Origin of the sequence: Ilumatobacter coccineus YM16-304 (assembly GCF_000348785.1) — a bacterium.
GTDB classification, from domain to species: Bacteria; Actinomycetota; Acidimicrobiia; order Acidimicrobiales; family Ilumatobacteraceae; genus Ilumatobacter_A; species Ilumatobacter_A coccineus.
In genome coordinates this window covers 3,227,851-3,249,240 of record NC_020520.1, presented here as the reverse complement: position 1 = coordinate 3,249,240, position 21,390 = coordinate 3,227,851, and the positions used below count along the sequence as shown (strand labels likewise).

At 66.9% G+C, this 21,390-nt stretch carries 13 protein-coding genes; 7 read left to right on the top strand and 6 right to left on the bottom strand.

Annotated features, from left to right (window positions below; genetic code table 11):
- Position 1 precedes the first annotated feature (1 nt).
- Positions 2 to 1,246 (bottom strand): amino acid ABC transporter permease, encoded by a 1,245-nt coding sequence (locus YM304_RS14615; protein ID WP_015442475.1) that lies wholly within the window; start codon positions 1,244 to 1,246, stop codon positions 2 to 4.
- Between the two features lie 172 nt (positions 1,247 to 1,418).
- Positions 1,419 to 2,561, bottom strand: a complete 1,143-nt coding sequence (locus YM304_RS14610) for an amino acid ABC transporter substrate-binding protein (protein ID WP_083908594.1) — start codon at positions 2,559 to 2,561, stop codon at positions 1,419 to 1,421.
- A 327-nt stretch (positions 2,562 to 2,888) separates the two neighbouring features.
- On the opposite strand from YM304_RS14610, the gene YM304_RS14605 reads away from it, so the two are divergent.
- The 3 genes from YM304_RS14605 to YM304_RS14595 all read left to right on the top strand — a co-directional run bounded on the left by YM304_RS14605 (position 2,889) and on the right by YM304_RS14595 (position 10,954).
- The gene (locus YM304_RS14605; RefSeq protein ID WP_015442473.1) at positions 2,889 to 4,370 is read left to right on the top strand and encodes a leucyl aminopeptidase; all 1,482 of its coding nucleotides are present in this window, start codon (positions 2,889 to 2,891) and stop codon (positions 4,368 to 4,370) included.
- A gap of 196 nt (positions 4,371 to 4,566) precedes the next feature.
- On the top strand, positions 4,567 to 7,461 hold the full coding sequence (locus YM304_RS14600; RefSeq protein ID WP_015442472.1) for a right-handed parallel beta-helix repeat-containing protein: 2,895 nt from the start codon (positions 4,567 to 4,569) through the stop codon (positions 7,459 to 7,461).
- A 154-nt stretch (positions 7,462 to 7,615) separates the two neighbouring features.
- A complete protein-coding gene (locus YM304_RS14595; RefSeq protein WP_015442471.1) occupies positions 7,616 to 10,954 on the top strand; it encodes a choice-of-anchor Q domain-containing protein in 3,339 nt (1,112 codons plus the stop codon).
- Between the two features lie 100 nt (positions 10,955 to 11,054).
- Here the strand turns inward: YM304_RS14595 and YM304_RS14590 are convergent, their stop codons facing one another.
- Positions 11,055 to 11,684: a hypothetical protein gene (locus tag YM304_RS14590; protein WP_041298332.1), complete on the bottom strand. Its 630-nt coding sequence runs from the start codon at positions 11,682 to 11,684 to the stop codon at positions 11,055 to 11,057.
- Between the two features lie 172 nt (positions 11,685 to 11,856).
- Between YM304_RS14590 and YM304_RS14585 the strand changes: the two genes are divergently transcribed.
- On the top strand, positions 11,857 to 13,119 hold the full coding sequence (locus YM304_RS14585; RefSeq protein WP_041298331.1) for a DUF3048 domain-containing protein: 1,263 nt from the start codon (positions 11,857 to 11,859) through the stop codon (positions 13,117 to 13,119).
- A 206-nt stretch (positions 13,120 to 13,325) separates the two neighbouring features.
- Here YM304_RS14585 and YM304_RS25590 read toward each other — a convergent pair whose 3' ends face one another.
- On the bottom strand, positions 13,326 to 14,903 hold the full coding sequence (locus YM304_RS25590) for a peptide chain release factor 3 (protein WP_015442468.1): 1,578 nt from the start codon (positions 14,901 to 14,903) through the stop codon (positions 13,326 to 13,328).
- Positions 14,904 to 14,995: 92 nt separating this feature from the next.
- Positions 14,996 to 15,865, bottom strand: coding sequence for a L,D-transpeptidase family protein (locus tag YM304_RS25585; RefSeq protein WP_041298330.1), 870 nt, complete (start codon positions 15,863 to 15,865; stop codon positions 14,996 to 14,998).
- 138 nt (positions 15,866 to 16,003) lie between these two features.
- On the opposite strand from YM304_RS25585, the gene YM304_RS14570 reads away from it, so the two are divergent.
- Positions 16,004 to 16,774: an SIR2 family NAD-dependent protein deacylase gene (locus YM304_RS14570; RefSeq protein ID WP_041298329.1), complete on the top strand. Its 771-nt coding sequence runs from the start codon at positions 16,004 to 16,006 to the stop codon at positions 16,772 to 16,774.
- Positions 16,775 to 16,953: 179 nt separating this feature from the next.
- Here the strand turns inward: YM304_RS14570 and YM304_RS14565 are convergent, their stop codons facing one another.
- On the bottom strand, positions 16,954 to 17,871 hold the full coding sequence (locus YM304_RS14565) for a DMT family transporter (protein ID WP_015442465.1): 918 nt from the start codon (positions 17,869 to 17,871) through the stop codon (positions 16,954 to 16,956).
- Positions 17,872 to 18,120: 249 nt separating this feature from the next.
- On the opposite strand from YM304_RS14565, the gene moeB reads away from it, so the two are divergent.
- On the top strand, positions 18,121 to 19,281 hold the full coding sequence (gene moeB, locus YM304_RS14560; RefSeq protein WP_015442464.1) for a molybdopterin-synthase adenylyltransferase MoeB: 1,161 nt from the start codon (positions 18,121 to 18,123) through the stop codon (positions 19,279 to 19,281).
- Positions 19,282 to 19,471: 190 nt separating this feature from the next.
- Entirely contained in the window at positions 19,472 to 21,301 is a 1,830-nt protein-coding gene (locus tag YM304_RS22695) for an HD-GYP domain-containing protein (RefSeq protein ID WP_083908387.1), read from the top strand.
- The last annotated feature ends 89 nt before the right edge of the window (positions 21,302 to 21,390 follow it).

The window sequence follows — 21,390 nt, the reverse complement described above, 5'->3', positions numbered from 1 at the left end:
GTCACGTCCTCCCTTCGAGCTGGAATCGTCGATTGACGATGTTGAGGATGAACGAGATGGTGAGCGAGAACGAGAGGTACAGCAACATCAAGATCAAGATCATCTGCGGTGCCGGCTGGTCGTTGCCGATCAACGACTGTGTGAGCGAGGTGATCTCGGGATACGCGACGACGGTGGCGAGCGAGGTGTTCTTGGTGAGGTTGAGGAACTGGTTGATGATCGAGGGGAGCGCGATACGGGCCGCCTGCGGGAGCACCACGAACCGGTAGCGCTGGAAGCCGGAGAGGGCGAGCGCATTGGCCGCCTCGTTCTGCCCCTTGGCCACGGCGAGGATCGAGCCTCGGACGATCTCGGCGATGTGGCTCGCGGTGTAGAGCGCGAGCGCCAGGGTGAGGGCGACGTAGCCGTCGTTGGTGGCCAGGCCGCCGTCGATCTTGCGGCCCGACTCCGACACGGCGGGGAACGAGAAGTCGACCGGGCCGCCGAGCGCGATGTAGGCGATGAGGCCGATGCCCAGCAGCGTGCCGAGCGAGTACAGCACGCGGTGGTGGTCGGCGCCGGTGAGTTCGTTCACCTTGGTCCGCCAGCGCCAGACGATGGCGGCGATGACGAGCGCGATCAGCATCACGATCCAGAACGTGCCCGCGTTGTCGTCGTTCATCAACGACGGGAATCCGAGGCGAGTGTTCGAGTAGATGAGGAAATTGCTGTCGGTGCCCGGGATCTGGAGTTCGCCGGGCGGATTCGTGGGGGTGAAGAGGGGGAGTGGCCCGGCGGTGAAGAGGGCGACGCCGACGAAGATGATGATGACGAGTGGCGGGATGTTGCGGAAGGTCTCGACGTAGAGGGTGGCGAGCTTGCGCAGCACCCAGTTCGACGAGAGTCGGCCGATGCCGATGAGGGTGCCGAGCACGAGTGCCACGGCGATGCCGACGAACGCGGCAGCGGCGGTGTTCTGCACACCGATGAGGATCATCCGCAGGACCGACTGGTCGGCGGTGAAACCCGAGTCGCGGACGGTGAACTTCGCCTCGCTGCTCAGGAAGTCGAAATCGGTGCTGATGCCCAACCGGTTGAGGTTGTTGAGCAGGTTGTTCTGCAGCACGTAGATCAGCCCGACGACGATGCCGAGCGTCAGTACCTGAGCGATGATCCGCAGTGTGCGGACGTTGCGCCAGAACGGTGGTTTGGTCGGACTCGACGGTGTCGAGCCGCCGGGTGGCGTCGCTGCGGGCGACGCGGTCATGGTTTCCGCCACGCGGGCTTCCCCCCAGGAAGTAGAGAAACGAGAGTGAGTCGGGTCGGGGTCGTCGACGCTGCGACGACCCCGACCGTTCTCAGGTGTTCAGGTGTTCAGGTGTTCGGTCATCCGGTGTCAGACACCGAATGACGTGTTCAGGTGTTCGGTTGCTGATCGATCAGCGGAACGGCGGCACGTACATGAGGCCACCGTTGGTCCAGAGATCGTTCGGCGAACCCTCGAGCGAGAGACCGATCGGCACGATGTGCTCGTTGTAGATCTCTTCGTAGTTGCCGACCTGGCTCACGACCTGCACGGCGAAGTCGTCGGGCAGACCGATGCCCGCAGCCGGGTTCTCGGCCTGGCCGGTGAAGGCCAGGATGCTCGGGTCGTCACCGCTGTAGCTGCCGATGTTCGACGAATCGAGGCCGAACTCCCACGCCTGCACCGTCGACATGACGGCCCAGTTCACGGCCTGTGCCCACTCGGTGTCGCCGTCGGCGACCACGGGGCCCAGGGGCTCCTTCGAGATGACTTCGGCCATGATGAACTGCTCTTCGCCACCTTCGCCTTCGATCGACGACTTGAACGCAGCGAGCTGCGAGGCGTCGGAGGTCCAGGCCTCACACTGACCCGACTCGTAGGCCGGCTGCAGCGCCGTGTTGTCGGCGAAGACGACCGGGGTGAACGGGATGCCACGGGCGTTGAAGACCGAGGTGAGGTTCAGTTCGGTGGTCGTACCCGACAGCACGCAGATGCTGGCGTCGGCGAGGTCCTCGAGGGCGGTGAAGCCCGTCGAAGCGGGGACCATCATGCCCTGGCCGTCGTAGAAGGTCGTGAACAGGAAGTTCGCGCCCTGCTCGCCGTCACGGCTCGCGGTCCAGGTGGTGTTGCGGATGAGCACGTCGACGTCGCCCGACTGGAGCGACGGGAAGCGCGCGTCGGCGTTGAGCGGGACGACTTCGACCTTTTCGGCATCGCCGAGCACGGCGGCTGCGACGACACGGCAGTAGTCGATGTCGAAACCGGAGTACGCGCCGTCGCTGTCGACGATGCCGAAGCCCGGAAGCGTTTCGTTGCCGCCGCAGCGGACGACGTCGGCGTCGATGACCGCCTGGAGACGGCTGCCGTCGGACTGGGTCTGCTCGACCTCTTCGGGCTCGTCGGTCGTGTCGGTCGAGTCGGCGGGCTCGTCGGCGGGCTCGCTGTCGTCAGCAGGCTCGTCGGCGGGTGCGTCGTCTTCGGTCGCGACCGAATCGTCGCTCTCGCTGTCTTCGCCACTGCTGCTCGAGCAGGCGCCGGCCACGAGGCCGAGTGCCATCAGGACACCTGCGGTGCGCTTCGCCATTGAAGCTTTCCCCCTGTTGATCATGTGTGCTCCTCCTTGGAGTGTTCACGGTGAATCGGCGACCGGAACGGGACTGCCCCGATCGCGGGGCGCAAATTAACACGGATCAGACAACGCCCGAACAAGACCGACCTCGGTTCACGCCGTCGTGACCCGGCGTTCACACTTCGCCGATCGCGTCGCAGGCGTCGAACCCCAGCGTGTCGTCGGCGCGGACGGGTCGGGGGCGCCGCCGGTACGCGGCGGCGCACCGCGAAGAGGATGTGCAGGTGTGGGGTATCGACACGCCAGACTGTCGGGATGATCGATGCGAGCGAAGCAGTCACAGCCGTCAACGTCAGCACCGTGCGTTCGGTGCCCAAGACCGCCACGGCGGTCGGGTACGCCGTCGCCACGAAGGGATCGGTCGCCCGGCAACTCGGGGTGAACCGTTCGTCGCTGTCGGCCAACGGATTCGACGGGAAGGTCGGCCAGACGCTCGTCGTCCCGTCGAACGACGGGATCGCCGTCGCGGTCGGTATCGGCGACCCCGACGAACTCGACACGAACGCACTCCGCGACGCTGCGGCAGCGTTCGGGCGCTGTGCCGCCAAGCATGCCGACCTGGCCACCACGCTCGCCGACGTCGACGGCGTCGACCCGGCCGAAGCCGCCCAAGCGGTCGTCGAAGGTGTGCTGTTGGCGTCATACCGCTACGTCGGCCTCAAGACCGCCGACGACGCCGGCTCGAAGCTGGAGTCGCTCGCGGTCGTCGCCGGCTCGAAGCGGTCGAAGGGCGCCGAACTCGGAGCCGCCACCGGCCAGACCATCGCCTCGGCCGCCGCGTTCGCCCGCGAACTCGCCAACACACCGCCGACCTACCTCAACGCCAAAGACATCGCCGACAAGGCCGTCGCGCTCGGCAGCGACGCTGGGCTCACGGTGGAGGTGTTCAACAAGGACCAACTCGAGGCGATGGGCTGCGGCGGCATGATCGGTGTCAACCGCGGCTCCACCGAGCCGCCGCGCATGGTCAAGCTCACCTACTCGCCGCGCAACCCGAAGGGCCACCTCGCGCTCGTCGGCAAGGGCATCATGTACGACTCGGGCGGCATCAGCATCAAGGGCGGTGATGCGTTCCACCAGGCGATGAAGATGGACATGTCGGGTGCCGCCGCCGTGCTCGCCACCATGTCGTCGCTCAAGGCGCTCGGTTGCAAGTCGAAGGTGACCGCGTGGCTCATGTGCACCGACAACATGCCGTCGGGTTCGGCCCTCAAGCTCGGCGACGTGCTCACGATGCGCAACGGCAAGACCGTCGAAGTGCTCAACACCGACGCCGAAGGTCGACTCGTGCTCGCCGACGGTCTGTCGCTCGCCGTCGAGGAAGGCGTCGACGCGATCGTCGACATCGCCACGCTCACCGGCGCCGTGCTCGGTGCGCTGGGCCCCGACATCGCCGGGTTGCTCGGCACCGACCAGAGCTTCGTCGATCAGGTGAAGGAGTCGTCGGAGCGCGTCGACGAGCCGACCTGGCAGCTCCCGCTCGACCGCAAGCGCTACCGCAAGCTGCTCGACACGCCGTACGCCGACATGAAGAACATCGGAGGCCCCTACGCGGGCACGATCACCGCGACGATCTTCCTGTCGGAGTTCACGGGTGACGTTCCGTACGCCCACCTCGACATCGCCGGCCCGATGAAGATCGACGCCGACACCGGCATCTACTCGAAGGGCGCCAGCGGTTTCGGCACCCGCACGCTCATCGACCTCGCCTGCAACTTCACACCCCCCACCGCCTGACCCGCCGCCGAGTTGACGACGTCGCTCCCGGAGCGATGTCATCAACTTCGCCCGAAACCTGGTTATTTCCATCCCGGATGGAAATAACCAGGTTCGGGGGTGCCTGCACCCGGGGCGTCGAGATGGCTGCACCATCGACGGCCGATCGTGACACCTGGTACAACTTGACCAGACACGAACGGGGAGGGGTGGCTCGATGAGCACCAACGACAGCAGGCGATTCGCTGCGAGCGCAGCAACGGTGACGATCATCGGGGGCACGCTCGTCGTGGTCACCGACGGCGGAGCGGTCCGCGCCGCCGAGTACGAAGTCACGAACACGAACGCGACGGGCGCAGGCAGCCTGGAGCGGGCGATCGAGGAGGCCAACGAGGACCCCGACGCCGACACGATCACGTTTTCGGGTGACGCGTTGTCGGGCACGATCGACATCGGCGACACGACGTTGCGGATCAAGCACGACGTCACGATCGTCGGCCCAGGGCGGCAACTCATCGTCACCAACAGCTCGGGCAACCTGCTCTACCTCTACAACGACGCGTCGCTCACGTTGTCGGGCATCACCCTCGACGAGGCGAGCTCCCACGCGATCGGCGGCAACGGAGCATCGGAACTCGTGCTCGCCGACGTGGCGATCTCGAAACCGGGAAACAGCGCGATCGCACTCTCCGATCACGACCGAACGCTCGAACTCACCGACGTCGACATCGACGACCCGGAAGACGCCGGCGTCCGCGCCGACGACTCGGGCAACGAACGCCTCCAGATGGCGCTCGTCGACGTCACGGTCGACCAGGCATCGGCCGGCGTCGAGGTCGACGGGGTGAACGAGTTCAGCATCACCGACACGATCATCACCGGAAGCACCGACCGTGGCATCGACATCGACACTGCTCGGCGCGGCGGACTGATCGCCGACGTCGTCGTGACGGGCAGCGGCGACGACGGCATCTACATCGACGGCGACAGCAACGAGGCCGACCTGATCACGGTCGAACGGGTGGATGTGGCGGACTCGGGCGGCACCGGGATGTACCTGCGCGGCCCGAGCTCGTTCGTCGTCCGCGACGTCACCATCGAGGCGAGCGATCAGACCGGGTTCAGGGCCGACGACTCCGCTCGCGGCGTCGACGTCGCACGCGTGTCGGTCTCCGACTCCGGAGTCGACGGCATGGCGATCTACGACCTCATCGGGGGCGACGTGCAGGTCTCCGACGTGACCATCGCCGACTCGGGCGACTTCGGTCTCGGAGTGCTCGACATCGAGGGCAACGTCTCGATCGCGAACGTCGAGATCGAGAACTCCGGCGAGGACGGGATGTATCTCTGGGAGGTCGACCGAACGACCACCGTCTCCCAGGTCGAGATCACCGGCTCCACGTACGAAGGGCTGCACATCTCCGACATGAGCGGCCCGACGTACGTCGACGCGGTCACGGTGAGCGGCTCCGGGAGCCACGCGTTGTACGTCGAGAGCAACACCGAGGTGGTCACGGTCACCAACTCGACATTCGCCGAGAACACGCAGTCGGGTGCGTACGTGGTCGAGGTCGACAGCTCCGACCTCGTGCTCTCGCACAGCACCGTCGCGTCCAACACCAACGCAAGCGACTACGTGTTCGTCGTCGACAGCTACTCGACGCTGCTGCTCGACCACACGATCGTGGTCGACAACGACGGCGACGACGTCTACACCGGCGACGGCACGGTCACCGCCGAGTACTCGCTCTTCGACGAGGACTCGGGCTTCGATGGCACCAACCTCGAGACCGACGATGCCCTGCTCGGCCCGCTCGCCGACAACGGCGGGTTCACCCAGACGCTGCTCCCCGCAGTCGAATCGCCAGCGGTCGATGCCGGTGACCTCGCCATCGACGACGCGCCCGACGCGGACCAGCTCGGTGGATCGCGGATCTCCGGCTCGGCGATCGACATCGGCTCGGTCGAGCTGCCGGCGATCGTCCAATCCATCGCGCCGACCCGGTTTGCCGACACCCGTGACGGAGCCACGACCTTCGACGGCGAATCGCAAGGGGGCGGGAAGCGCAACCCCGAGAGCACCTACGAGGTGCAGATCGCCGGTCGCGGCGGCGTGCCTGCCGATGCGGCGTCGGTGGTCATCAACGTCACGGCGGTCGCGCCCGACGCGGTCGGGTACGTCACCGCCTACCCGTGCGACGCCGAGCGCCCGCTGGCCTCGAGCCTCAACTATGCGCCGGGTTCGAACGTCGGCAACGAGATCGTCGCCGGCCTGAGCGCGGACGGCAAGGTGTGTCTGTTCAGCTCGCAGCGCACGCACCTCACCGTCGACGTCGTCGGGTACGCCACGTCGCTGTCGCGGTTGCAGTCGATCGTGCCGGCGCGAGCGTTCGAGACCCGCCTCGGTGAAGCAACGGCCGACGGCCGATTCCAGAACATCGGACGTCTGTCAGCGGGGTCGCAGCAGAAGATCGCGATGCGGTCACGGCTCGGCGTCCCGGCCGACGCGGCTGCCGTCGTGCTCAACATCACGGCGATCCGGCCGAGCACCAACACCTTCGTCACGGTGCACCCGTGTCTCCCGACTCGTCCGTTGGCGTCGAGCCTCAACGTGTCGGCCGGTCAGGTCCGTGGCAACGAGATCATCGCCCAACTCGACGATTCAGGCGATCTGTGCGTGTACGTCAGCGGTGACACCGATCTCACCATTGACCTCGTCGGCTACCTGCCGGAGGGCGGCGTGCAGTCGGTTCCGCCCGCCCGAATCCTCGAGACCCGCACCGGTCAGACCACGACCGACGGCATCGCCCAGGGCGGCGGGCCCGTCGCTCCGGGCTCCACGACGACGTTGCCGGTGGCGGGCCGAGCGGATGTTCCGAGTGACGTCAAGGCGGTCGTCGTCAACGTGACGGCGATCAATCCGTCGTCGCGTGGCTATGTGACGGTGTCGCCGTGTGTGCTTCCGACGCCGACGGCGTCGTCGTTGAACTACGAGGCGGGTGTGAGCGGTGGTAACGAGATCATCGCCGAGGTGAACGACGACGGTGAGATCTGCTTGTTCTCGTCGTCGGCGACTCATCTCGCCGTCGACGTCGTCGCCTACATCCGCTGACGGCTGCGTGCGACGACACCCGGGCTGAGCTGCACGTTCACCGAGCTCTTCGGTCATCTCCAGCACGAAAGAATCGCATCGCGCGACGACGCGTGCCTAGTGTGACCCCGGGCGGCGCTTGATCGGGGTGTCGCGAAAGATCAGGGAGGATCTCATGAAAGACACCAGCGGCCAGATCGATTCGTCGGCGACCACCCGTCAGAAGTTGGGGGCGCTCGGAGCCGTCACCGTCGTCGGCGGAACGCTCCTCGTCAACGGAAGCCCAGCGGGTGCCGTGTCGTCGGAGGTCACCAACACCGACGCGTCCGGACCGGGAAGCCTCGCACAGGCGGTGCTCGACGCGAACAGCGACGGAGCGCTCGACACGATCACGTTCGCCGACGGGCTGTCCGGCACGATCAGCCTCACGTCACAACTCACCATCAAGTACGACGTCGCGATCGTCGGCCCGGGCGACGGCAGCATCACGCTGACCAACCCGACCGGTCAGGTGCTCTACACGTACCACGACGCCTCGCTCACCGTGAGCGGTCTGACGATCGAGAGCTCTGGAGGGTTCGACACGATCGGCGCCTCCAGTTTCGATCAGATCTCGCTGACCGACCTCGAACTCGACGGTGGAACGGTGTCGCTCTACAACGGCGACGAGGTCGCCCTCACGTCGGTCGAGGTCGCGTCGGATGTGAACGACTTCTATGTCGAGCTCTACAACGTCTTCGAGGTCACCCTGTCGCAGGTCAGCGTCGCGTTGTCGGACTCGGATCTCGACATCGATGTCTATCGCTCCGAGTACCTCACCGTGTCGAACGTGACCGCTACCGCCAACAACATCTCCATCGACGTCGGCGATACGTACGGCGTCGTGCTGACCGGGCTCGATCTCGAGGCGTCTCGCGACGTCGACGTCTACGTGGAAGAGATCTACACGGTCGCCATGACCGACATCTCCCTCACCGCCGGCGACGACGCTCGACTGAGGGCGGACGACGTCTACACGACCGTCGACGTCAGCGGTGTCCAACTGAACGCCTACGACGGCGCGCGAATCGACGTCGAGAGTGACGGGGAGACGACCGTGACCGACGTCGTCCTCGACGGCCTGTCGGACTCCGAGGGTGCGCTCTATGCCCGCGTTCAGGTCGAGGGCCAGATGTCGACGCTGTCGGGAGCCACGATCGACACGACGTACGGCAGCGTCTACGCACGCGGCGGGACGGTCGAGATGAGCGATGTCGACCTGACGGCGGAGCTCAGCGCCCGAGGGGGCGCCCGTTCCTACGACGGGTCCGCCGATGTGAGCGATGTCGTCCTGTCGGCCGCAGACAACGACGGCCGAGCATCCATGTGGGTCTCGGGTCCGTCGGCCGACGTGTCGGGCATCGTGCTCGATGCAGCGAACACGAGCCTCGGCCTGGAGGGGGACTCGCGACGCGTGATCTTCCTGCGGCCCGACGCGGTCGACGAACCGGCCGAGGAGCCGGAGGTGTGGAACGTCTCGGACGTCTCACTCGGTGACGAGAACTCGAACAGCCACGTGTTCGTCCGAGGAATCGGCGACTTCCAGGTCTTCCCCGACGAACCGGGCGACGAACTCGACGGCGATCTCGTCGATCCACCGCTGGCGCTGAGCGACATGCAGTGGCACGGCGGTCTGACGGTGTACGAGTCCAACGTCGAACTGAGCAACGTCACCATCGCCGCCCCGGCCGAAGGCTTCGACCGTTTCGTCGGTCTCTACAGCATGGGCCGACCGCTGCTCGACGAAGTCGACTTCACACCGTCGGGGCCCACCGACGACATCCCGGTGTCGGTCGCGTACAGCGTGGTGAGCTTCGACCAGGTCACCGTTGCCGGTTTCGACTCCGAGCACATCGTGTCGACGGCCTACGCCGATGTCTCCATAGCGCACTCGACGATCGGCGACAACACGGTCAGTGGAGCGCCCATCCAGGCCGCTGGCGGATGGCTCGCACTCGATCACACCATCATCGCCGACACCGGCGTCGCCGGAACCCTCGCCGAGCACGGCATCGATGACTTCCGCCTGCGACTGCTGCAGCCAGACGCGGCTACCCCCGGCGAGGAGGTGCCCGAGCTCACGGTCGAGGCCGAGTACTCGCTGCTGCCGACCGGAGTGGTCGCCGATCTCGGCCTCGCCGACTCGAACGTCGAGACCGACGACCCGCGACTCGGTTCGTTGGGCGACAACGGCGGAACGCTCGACACGGTGCTTCCGCTGCCCGGCTCACCGGCGATCGACGCTGGCGACGCAGCCATCGCCGATGCCCCGGCACTCGATCAGCGGGGACAGGAGCGAATCGTCGACACGATCGACATCGGTTCCGTCGAGTCCACGACGCTGCTCGAATCGATCGCACCGGCTCGGTTCGTCGACACCCGAGACGGGCAGGAGACGATCGACGGTGAGTTCGAAGGTGGCGGCAAGCGCACGTCGGGCTCGGTCTACGAAGTGCAGATCGCCGGACGTGACGAGGTGCCGGCTGGTGCGACCGCGGTGGTGATGAACATCACGGCGATCGCTCCCGACGGACCGGGGTACGTGACCGCCTACGACTGCGATGCCGCTCGACCCGATGCGTCGAGCCTCAACTTCGCTCCGGGCTCCAACGTCGGCAACGAGATCGTCACCGGTCTCAGCGCCGACGGCAAGGTGTGCTTGTTCACGCAGGGCACGACGCACCTCACGGTCGACGTCGTGGCCTACGCCACCGAGTTGTCGGCGGTTCGTCCGCTCGTGCCGGCACGTGCCCTCGAGACCCGCACCGGCAAAGACACCGCCGACGGACGCTTCGAAGGCGTCGGCCGGATGGTTGCGGGGTCGACGCAGACCGTCGGTATGGCCGGTCGCAACGGCGTGCCCGACGACGCTGCTGCGGTGATCGTCAACGTCACCGCGATCAAGCCCGAGACCAACGGGTACCTGACGTTGCACGCCTGCCTGCCCGAGACGCCGCTGGCCTCGAGCCTCAACTTCGCCGCCGGCGCAGTTCGTGGCAACGAGGTCGTCGTGCAGCTCGACGAGTTCGGCGACATGTGCGTGTTCGCGAGCACCGCCACCGACGTCACCATCGACGTCGTCGGCTACCTGCCGGCCGGAGCGATCGAATCGATCACACCGGCTCGTCTGCTCGAGACCCGTGACGGTCAGGTCACCGCCGATGGCGAAAGCCAGGGTGGCGGGCCGGTCACCCCGGGTTCGACCACGACGCTGCCGATCGCCGGCCGAGCCGGAATCCCGGCCGACGTCAAGGCGGTCGTTGCGAACGTGACGGCGATCAATCCGTCGTCGCGTGGGTATGTGACGGTGTCGCCGTGTGTGCTTCCGACGCCGACGGCGTCGTCGTTGAACTACGAGGCGGGTGTGAGCGGTGGCAACGAGATCATCGCCGAGGTGAACGACGACGGTGAGATCTGCTTGTTCTCGTCGTCGGCGACTCACCTCGCCGTCGACGTCGTCGCCTTCATCCGCTGATCATCACGCGGTGACGACGCTCCCCGAGCGACGCCACCGACTGCGTACCAACGACCTGGTTGTCTCCATCCCGGATGGAGACAACCAGGTCGTTGCGCGTTCAGAGGCGGGCGAGGTTGTCGGCCACGTCGGCGGCCGTGGCGTTGCCGACGCCCACGGCGATCAACTGGTGCTCGATGGCGTCGGGATCGTCTCCGGCGTCGATCATCGCGATCGCGAGCTGGTGGGCCCGGCTGAGTTCGTCGAGCGTCACGGTCTGGCTCCAGGTCTCGTGCTCGGTCTGCACGGCGGCGGGGAGTCGGCGGAGATGGCGATGGGCCACCGTGGGCACACGTCGTCGGATCGCCAGGCCGTCTGAGGTCTGGTGAGCGAGGCCGAACATCACGCACCGCTGGAGCGCTTTGGCGAAGGGTGACGACCTGCCCGACGTGTACGAGAGCCCCATCGCCCGCGCAGTGTCGACGAGGTCGACCTCGTAGCCATCGGGCGACCGGTCGAGCCCGGCGACGAGTCGCCGGAGCAGCCAGGTCGCCGTCGGGCCGAGCACGCCGAGCCAGAAGCGTTCCACGTAACGCGAGCGCGGGTCATGGCCGCTGTCGTCGACCACGGGGTCGATCCACGGACGTACGTGGATCACCTCGGGCAGTGCGGTGTGGTCGGCGCTGCGGGCGTTCGGAGTCGAGCGATCGGTCGAGGACGAGGGGAGTGGTTGTTCGAGTGTTTCGGTCATGGATGCCTTCCAGGCGAGTCGACGCACGGGAGGGAAGTCGGCAGTCCGACAGTGGGTGACACGTGGCCGAAAGGGGAAAGACCCAGTTCACCGACACTCTCGATCAGGGCCGTCGCAGAACCTCGCCGCGCTGCCGACGTCGGCGTTCGAGATGGCAGTACCGTCGTCCGGCGTGGAACTCGGAAACGACGCCAGCACCGCGAATCCGTCGGGGGACGATGGCCAGAGCGAGCCGAACTTCACGCGTCGTCGGCTCGCCGTCGGCGGCGCACTGCTCGGAACAGTGGCGCTCCTCGTCGGGGGCCTCGTCTGGCTGACGGGCGGAGATGGCGACGGAGATGACGCAGTCGTGTTGGCCACCACCGTTCCGCAGACGACCACGACCAGCACCACGGTCGCCCCCACCACGACGACCACGACGGTTCCGCCGACGACAACCACCACGACGACGACGTCCACGACGACCACGTCGTCCACCACGACGACCATGGCCCCGGTCACGACGCTGCTCGAGAACGGCGTACCGGTCTGGCCGCCGTACGAGACGCTGCCACCACTCGACGGCATCGCCGCGCTGACCGGCACGCCCGCCGACGACGCACTCGCGGCGTCGCCCATCATCGCCGTCAAGGTCGACAACGTCGGGAGCGCTCGCCCTCAGTGGGGGCTCGACCTCGCCGACGTGATCATCGAGGAGAACGTCGAGCAGGCGACGCGCTTCGTGGCGCTGTTCCACACCCGTTTGCCCGATCGTGCCGGTCCGGTCCGGTCGGCCCGAACCGGTGACCTCGATCTCTTCGCCAGCATGAACCGTCCGATCCTCGCCTGGTCGGGCGGCAACCGCGGCGTGACCAACTGGATCGAGTCGGCCGCTCGTTCACAAGTGCTCGTCAACTTCACCGCACAGAAGAGCCCGTGTTACAACCGCAACTCGAGCCGCAGCGCTCCGCACAACCTGCAGCTGAACCCGTCGTGCGCGCTCGACAACGTCGCCGACGCCGGTCCGGCCCGGTCACTGTGGCCGATCGTCGACGACTGGTCCGCGCCGGAGTACTTCATCACGTCACCCGATGCGTCGTTCGACGTGCAGATGGACGGCAACCGCGCCGGCTGGGTGTGGGACGCCGACGCCGGGCTCTACCGTCGCTCGCAGAACGGCCGAGCTCACGTCTCTGCGTCCGGAGCGCAGATCTCGATGAACAACGTCGTCGAGATGTACGTGTTCCACGCGCCGTCACCGGTCGATGCCCGTTCGCCGAACCCGGTCACGATCGGCCGCGGTCGCGCCGTCATCCACCGCAACGGCGTGGCGATCGAGGCGATCTGGGCCCGGCGTACGGCACAGGACCCGTTCACGTTCGCCGACGAGGCCACCGGCGAGTGGATCCCGCTCGACGTCGGCACCACCTTCGTCGAACTCGTCCGCGACCGCTGACGCCCCCCCACCTGCAGGTTTTACCCCTCCAATCCGTCATCCGTGACGGTTCGCAGGGGCAAAACAGTGAGCTTCGGGTTTTGCCCCGCCAAATCGTCATCCGTGACGGTTCGCAGGGGCAAAACCGTGAGCGGCAGGCCGGGTTTTGCCCCGCCGAATCGTCATCCGTGACGGATCGGAGGGGCAGAACGGTGATGGCTGGTCGGTCAGCCGGCGATGATGGGGTCGAGCATGAGCTCGGGTTCGTTCTGTTCGATGCGCTGCAGCGCGTACTTGTTCTCGAACAGCGCGACCAGTGCGCCGTCGGTGCGCTGCAGGATGCGAACGCCTGGCTTCTCGCGAAGCGCAGTGGCCGACTCGGAGTCGGTGAGACGGATCGCCTGGTACGGCGAGCTGAGCAGTTCGATCGGCGCGTTGAACTCGACGTCGAGCCGGTTGGCGAACACGTCGAACTGGAGCTGGCCGACGGCAGCGAGCACCGGTGATGCCTCACCCCAGTCGGGATCGCGCAGCACCTGCACCACGCCCTCTTCGCCGAGCTGATCGAGGCCCTTGCGGAACTGCTTGACCTTGCCCGAATCCTGCGGGCGAGCCGACGCGAACACTTCGGGCGCGAACTGCGGCAGCTTCGGGAACTCGACTCGAGGGCCGGTCTCGTCGTACAGCGTGTCGCCGATGTTGAGGCCGGTGGCGTTGACCAGTCCGACGACATCGCCGGGAAACGCCTCGTCGATGGTCGTGCGCTCGGCACCGAACACGGTCGACGCGTACTTCGTGGCGAACGGCTTGCCGGTTCGCTCGCAGGTCATCACCATGCCGCGATCGAACTTGCCCGAGCAGATGCGGGCGAACGCGATGCGGTCACGGTGATTGCGGTCCATGTTGGCCTGCACCTTGAACACGAACGCCGAACAGGCGGTTTCGAGCGGGCGGGGTTCACCGTCGATGTCGTCACGGGGGAGCGGCGCCGGAGCGAGGTCGACGATGGCATCGAGCAGATGGCGCACGCCGAAGTTGGTGAGCGCAGACCCGGCGAAGATCGGCGTGGACTGGCCGGCGAGGAACGACTCCATGTCGACGTCGGCGCCCATCGCGTCGAGCAACTCCGACTCCTCGGCGCACTTGAGCCATGCGTCGCCCTCTTCGGCGGCGGCTTGCTCGGCGGCCATGTCTTCTTCGGGAGCGATCTTCGAGCCCCGCGCCGTGCGGGTGAACCTCGTGAACACGTCGGTGCGGCGATCGAGCACGCCGCGCAGGTCGCCGTACGAGCCCACCGGCCACGTCGCCGGTGTCGGACGCAGGCCGATCTGTTCTTCGATCTGGTCGAGCAGTTCGAGCGGTTCGAGGCCCGGTCGGTCGAGTTTGTTGAGGAACGTGATGACCGGCAGTTCGCGTGAGCGGCAGACCTCGAACAACTTCAGCGTCTGCGGCTCGATGCCCTTCGCCGCGTCGAGGACCATGACGACGGCGTCGACGGCCGACAGGACGCGGTAGGTGTCTTCGGAGAAGTCGCGGTGACCAGGGGTGTCGAGCAGGTTGAGTTCTTGCTCGCGGTACGGGAAGTTGAGCGCCGTCGACGAGATCGAGATGCCGCGCTTCTGCTCCATCTCCATCCAGTCGGACGTGGCCGACCGGCGGTCTTCGCGGGCCTTCACCGCGCCACCCGATTGGATCGCTCCGGCGTACAGGAGGAACTTCTCGGTGAGCGTGGTCTTGCCCGCGTCGGGGTGCGAGATGATGGCGAACGTCCGACGACGTGCTGCTTCTTCGATCACCTGGGACACGGCCGACCACGCTACCGCCGCGCTCCGCGATGAGAGCCGGGCGGCCCGAGCCGGTTCCGGCCGAGGCGACGCCTGACCGGGAAGGTGATCGGTCAGGCGCTCTGGACGAGGTGGTCGATCGGCCCGATCGCGAAGTGCGGGTTCAGATCGGGGTCGAGTGCGGTGATCACCTCGACCAGTTCGGCCGCAGCGAGCGAGACGCAGCCGCTCGTTGCACGCGTGGGTCCACTCGTGCGTCCGCTCCCGTAGCTGTGTCGGTGCAGGAAGATCGCCGCGGCATACGGGGTCTCTCCCGGGGCATCGCCCGAGGTCGCTTCGGTGACCGGGTCGAGGTTGGCGCCGATCACGGCCGCATGCGAGTAGACGCCGCCGAATCGGGGGAGCCACTCGTCGTCGGGTCCGGCGCAACCCGGATCGTTGACCAGGTGGTTGTAGTCGGGATCGTTGGGCGTCGCGCCCCAGCAGTCTTCGGGCTGCACGTCTCGGTACAGGACGCCGTTCTTCACGCCGGGATCGGGGGAGTTGCCGAACACGTTGAGACGCTCGCCGTCCCACGCGGTGATCGCGCCCATCGGGAACACGCCGGCTGGTGTGGTGCCGTCGCCGCTGCGCCGGTCGAGCAGCAGTCGCGTGCCGTTGCGGCCGAACCGGGCGTCGGCGGCGGAGGTCTGACACACCCAGTCGCCCGAGCTGCGCTGGGCGGCCACGTACCCGTCGCCGGTCGTGTCGGTGAACGAGTCGGTCACCAGCACCACGAACTGGCGCACGTCGGGGTGGCGAGTGGCCAGCGCTCGCACCGTCTTGAGGTTGCACGTCGCTTCGGTCGGATACGCCACGCCTCGCTCGGCTGCTTCCTCCGACGCACCGAGCCCGTCGAGCCATCCGGCTTCGACCCGTTCTCCGACGGCTGCGACGGGGAGCATCGACGCGAGCAGTGAGATGGTGAAGCGACGGCGACGCACTGCTCCAGTATTCCGCAACGATCGCCGCGAGCGGCGTCGGACGCGATCTGGGGCGGGAGTGGCGGCGACACGTTCGGATCGGGCAAGGTGAGATGGTGCAGGTGAGATGGTGCGTGTGATGGTGATGGTGAGACGGTGATGGAAGCGATCGACGGCGAACAGATCTCTCGCGTCCGTGAGGTACTCCGCGATGCCGGGCGCGTCGTGGTGCTGACGGGAGCCGGTATCAGTACCGACTCGGGGATTCCCGACTTCCGTGGCCCGAACGGGGTGTGGACCAAGAACCCGGCCGCCGAGAAGGCGTCGAACATCACCCACTATCTGAACGAGCCGGAGGTGCGCCAGGCGGCGTGGCAGAACCGGCTGACCACGCCGGCGTGGACGGCGGAGCCGAACCGTGGGCACGCGGCCATCGTCGAACTCGAACGTCAGGGGCGGCTCCACGCCATCGTCACGCAGAACATCGACGGGCTGCATCAGAAGGCGGGCAACGACCCGGCGAAGGTGATCGAGGTCCACGGCACCGTGTGGTTCACCCGCTGTTGGGAGTGCGAGGATCGTCGGCCGATGGAGCAGGCCCTCGCTCGTGTCCGTGCGGGAGACGTCGACCCGGCGTGTCTCGAATGCGGTGGGATCCTGAAGTCCGACACGATCAGCTTCGGGCAGTCCCTGATCCCGGAGGTGATCGACCGTGCGATGCGGGTGAGCGACGAGTGCGACGTGATGCTCGCCGTCGGCTCGACGCTCTCGGTGTATCCCGCTGCCAACTGTGTTCCACGGGCCAACGCCGGAGGAGCCGACGTGATCATCGTCAACGGCGACGAGACCAACATGGATCGCTACGCCACCCACCTGCTGCAGGGCAGCATCGGCGACATCGTCCCGGCGATCGTCGCTCCCGCCACCTGACCTGAAGCCCGATCGGCCGCCATCTCGCCGATCCAGGGTTTGTGTGACCGAACCTTCGCGTGGGGCGCGGATTCGGTCACACAGATCCAACGCCCCAAGGTTTGTGTGACCGATTGTGCGCGTGGGGCGCGGTATCGGTCACACAAACGGCTGACGGTGGGTGCGAGGGGCGGTGTGGCTCAGCGTTTGGCGCGGCTGGCGAGCAGTGCGCCGCCGATCACGAGGCCGATGCCGGCGATGGCCAGCGGGGCGACCGTGTCGTTCCGGAACGCAACGCCGAGCGCGAGAGACACCACCGGGATGAGATAGGTGATGAACGAGGCTCGCGTCGACCCGACGCGCCCGACGAGCGATCCCATGATGGCGAATGCGATGCCCGTGCCGAACACGCCGAGCACCAGCACCGCCACGAGCGGGCCGATCTCCCACGAGGCGTCGCCGATCTCCCACAGGCCGTAGGGCAGTGTCCAGACGGTGGCGAGCGTGAGCATGCGGGCCATCAGCGGGAGCGAGCCGTATCGCTGCTGGAGCGGCGCCGCCAGGTTGATCGCAAAGCCGTAGCAGACGGTCGCGGCGAGCACGAGGAACACGCCGCGGCTCTCGCTCGCTCCGTCACCGATCGACGGAAGGCTGATCAACGTGATGCCGACGAACCCGACGACGATGCCCGCGAGCAACGGCCCGCGCGCCCGTTGGCGGAGCAGCAGTGCGGCGACCGTCGCGGCGAAGATCGGGGTCGCTCCGTTGAGCAGTCCGGTGACCGACGAGTTGATGTACTGCTCCGCGATGGGGAACAACGTGAACGGCACCGCGACCCAGATCACCGAGAGCAGCAACAGGCGCGGCCGATCGTCGGCGGCGATGGTGACCGAGGGCTTCGGCAACAGGAGCAGCGCAGCGGCCCCCGACGCCACGCGCAGCAGTGTGATCAGACCCGGCGGAAATGCGTCGAGCCCGATGTCGATGAACAGAAACGACGAGCCCCAGATCGCCGCGACGGCGAAGAACAGGCCCCAGTCCTGCGGCGTGAACGACCCGTCGTTGGCGGCCGTCGACTGCTCGAACATCTTGCGGTGTGGCGTGGTTGCCTGACTCACCCGGGCAACGTAACAGCAGGCCGAGACGGCACGTCAGCGGGTTTCGGACAGGGCAGTCGCCGTTCCTGCCATGCCGTCGGCCCATCGCTCGAAGCAACGATGTCGGCGACCGTCGTCGACCCGGTGACGTGGTGACGAGGTGATGAGGGTGTCGAGTCACCGGGTGGCCCGAACGGGAATGGATCGGTCGCCGGACCGGTTCATCTATTCCCGACCCAATAGATCACCTTTCACCGTTAGGCTTTTCCCATGGCTACGTTCCGCGACCTGCTCTCCGCCGCAAAGTCCTCGATCACCGAGATCGACACCGACACCGCGTCGGCCAAGATCGACGAGGGGGCGCTCGTCCTCGACGTCCGTGAGCCCGACGAGTACGAGGAAGGTGCGATCCCCGGCGCCGTTCACATCCCCCGCGGTCACCTCGAAGCACAGATCGAAGGCAAGATCATCGACAAGACGGCCCCCGTCGTCGTGTACTGCGCCGGCGGCGTTCGTTCGGCGTTCGCCGTGCAGACGATGGAAGAGCTCGGTTACACCAACGCCATGTCGATGGACGGTGGCTACGGGCGCTGGAAGGACGAAGGTCGTGACTGGAAGAAGCCGGCGTCGCTCACGCCGGAGCAGAACAACCGCTACAAGCGTCACCTGCTGCTCCCCGAAGTCGGTGTCGCCGGACAGATCAAGCTGCTCGAAGCGAAGGTGCTCCTGCTCGGTGCGGGTGGTCTCGGCTCGCCCGCCGCGCTCTACCTCGCAGCCGCAGGCGTCGGCACGCTCGGCATCGTCGACATGGACGACGTCGACTCGTCGAACCTGCAGCGCCAGATCCTCCACAACGTCGACCGCATCGGCGACCGCAAGGTCGACTCGGCGAAGAAGACGCTGGTGGGGCTGAACCCCGACGTCGACGTCGTCACCTACGACACGCGCCTCGACGCGTCGAACATCATGGAGATCATCGAGGGCTACGACGTGATCGTCGACGGTGCCGACAACTTCCCGAGCCGCTACCTGCTCAACGACGCCAGCGTCAAGCTGGGCATCCCGGTCGTGCACGGCTCGATCTTCCGGTTCGAAGGCATGGTCAGCGTGTTCCACCCGACCGAGGGCCCGACCTATCGCGACATGGTCCCGGAGCCGCCTCCCGCCGAACTCGCCCCGTCGTGCGCCGAGGCCGGTGTGCTCGGCGTGCTGCCCGGCATCATCGGATCGATCCAGGCGCTCGAGACGATCAAGGTCATCCTCGGCCTCGGCGACCCGCTGATCGGTCGCATCCTCACCGTCGACACCAACGACATGGAGTTCCGGGTGTTCAACCTCAAGGCGAACCCCGACAACCAGGTCACCTACGACAACCGCGATCGGATCCAGATCCGCGAGCTCGAGGGGCTCTGCGCCCCCGGTCTCGACTGACCGGAACCGCTGGTCGCGACGTCCGTCTGCGTCGCTGAACCACGTCGCCGCTGCCCCTGCGTCGACGGGTCGGTCACCCCGCGTGACCATCATCACGACTCCGTCAAGATCTCTCGCTCCGCGTTCAGATGTCGCGTTCCGCGGCCGATGAAGAGGTGTCAACGAATCACCAACGAGGAGGGGCGGTGTGATGAAGCGCAAGGAGTCGCCGGAGGACCAGGGCTGGCAAGAGCGTCCTGGTCTTGCTCGCATGATCCGGGGTGCAGCGTTCGTCACGCCGATCGCGATCTCGTTGGCGACCGGCTACGTGGTGACGGGGCTGTTGCCGTCGCCACCGTCGACGCTGTGGGGCATCGTCCGCTGGGCGATCGTTGCGCTCGCCTCCCTCACCGCCATGGTCGCTGCCGAGCGCATCGCTCGCCGCGTCGTCCCACTGGCGACGCTGTTCAAGCTCGGTCTCGCCTTCCCCGACCAGGTCCCGTCGCGGCTCGGTCTGGCGATGAAGATCGGCACCACCAGCCAACTGAAGAAGCGCATCGAGGAGCATCGGGTCAGTCCCGATGGTGAGTTGCCAGGCGACGCGGCACGACGCCTGCTCGAACTCGTCGGCCTGTTGAGCCGTCACGACCGCATGACTCGGGGTCACTCCGAACGGGTCCGTGGCTACGCCCACATGATCGGCGTCGAGATGGGCATCACCGGCCGTGACCTCGATCGTCTGCGGTGGGCGGCGCTGCTGCACGACATCGGCAAGATCGACGTGCCCGGCTCCATCCTCAACAAGCCCGACCGTCTGACCGACGACGAGTTCGAGATCATCAAGTCGCACCCGCTCGCCGGCAAGGCGTACGTGCAACCCCTCGCACGATGGATCGGAGAATCGGTTCGGGCGGTCTGGGAACACCACGAGCGCTTCGACGGAGGTGGCTACCCGAACGGTCTCAGCGGCACGCGGATCGCGATGGCGTCACGGATCGTCTCGGTCGCCGACGCCTACGACGTCATGACGTCGACTCGCTCGTACAAGGACCCGATGACCAGCGAAGCTGCTCGGGCCGAACTGTCGAAGCATGCCGGCACCCAGTTCGACCCCGACGTGGTGCGCGCGTTCCTCAATGCGTCGCTCGGCGCTACCAGTCGCCTCACGCGTCCGTCGCGGTGGCTCTCGCAGGCAGCCCTCCTGCCTCAGGCGATCGTGACACAGGTCGGTGCTGCGATCGGGCCGGCCCTCGCCGTCGTCGCCGTCGGCACCACGGCAGGCGCCGCCGGCGTGGTGGCGAACGCAACGCAGCCGACCGAGACCGTCTTCGTCGACGACGGTGAGATCACCACCACCGAGGTCGACGTCGACGAGCGATCGAACGTTCGCGGCGCCAACGGCGTCGCGTCGCCGGGTGGCTCGCCCACCGGTTCGCCGTCGCCTGCTCCGGGTGCGACTCTGGTGGAGCCAGCGGCCTCGGAGACCGACTCCGAGCCGCCGACATCCGACGACCCCGGCAGCCCGGCGGGTGACACGACGCTTCCCGACCCGGTCACCACGGTGCGCCGCGGGCCGACCACCACCGACCCGTCGTCGCCGGACTCGACGCCACCGAGCACGAGCGGACCGGTCACCACGGTCGGTACGCAGCAGACGACGACCACGTCCGCGGTCGGTACGCAGACGACCACGACGGTGGCGGGATCGAGTTCGACGACCACCACGTCGGTCGCTCCGGCCCCAGGGACGACCACACCGGGCATCACGCTGCCCGAGATCACGCTCCCCGAGATCACGCTGCCGGAGATCACGTTGCCCGACATCATCACCTTGCCGGAGATCACGTTGCCCGACATCATCACGCTGCCGGAGATCACGTTGCCCGACATCATCACGTTGCCGGAGATCACGTTGCCCGACATCGTGACGTTGCCGGAGATCACGCTCCCAGACGTGACGCTGCCAGACGTGACCCTGCCCGTGATCACGCTGCCCGAGATCACCCTGCCGAAGATCTCCCTGCCCGACCTGGGACTCTGAACCCCCACGACGAACGCTGGACGGACCGACTTCGAGCGGGGCACTGACGTCGGTCGAATCGTCGGTTCGATCCGGCCTCGTCGGCCATC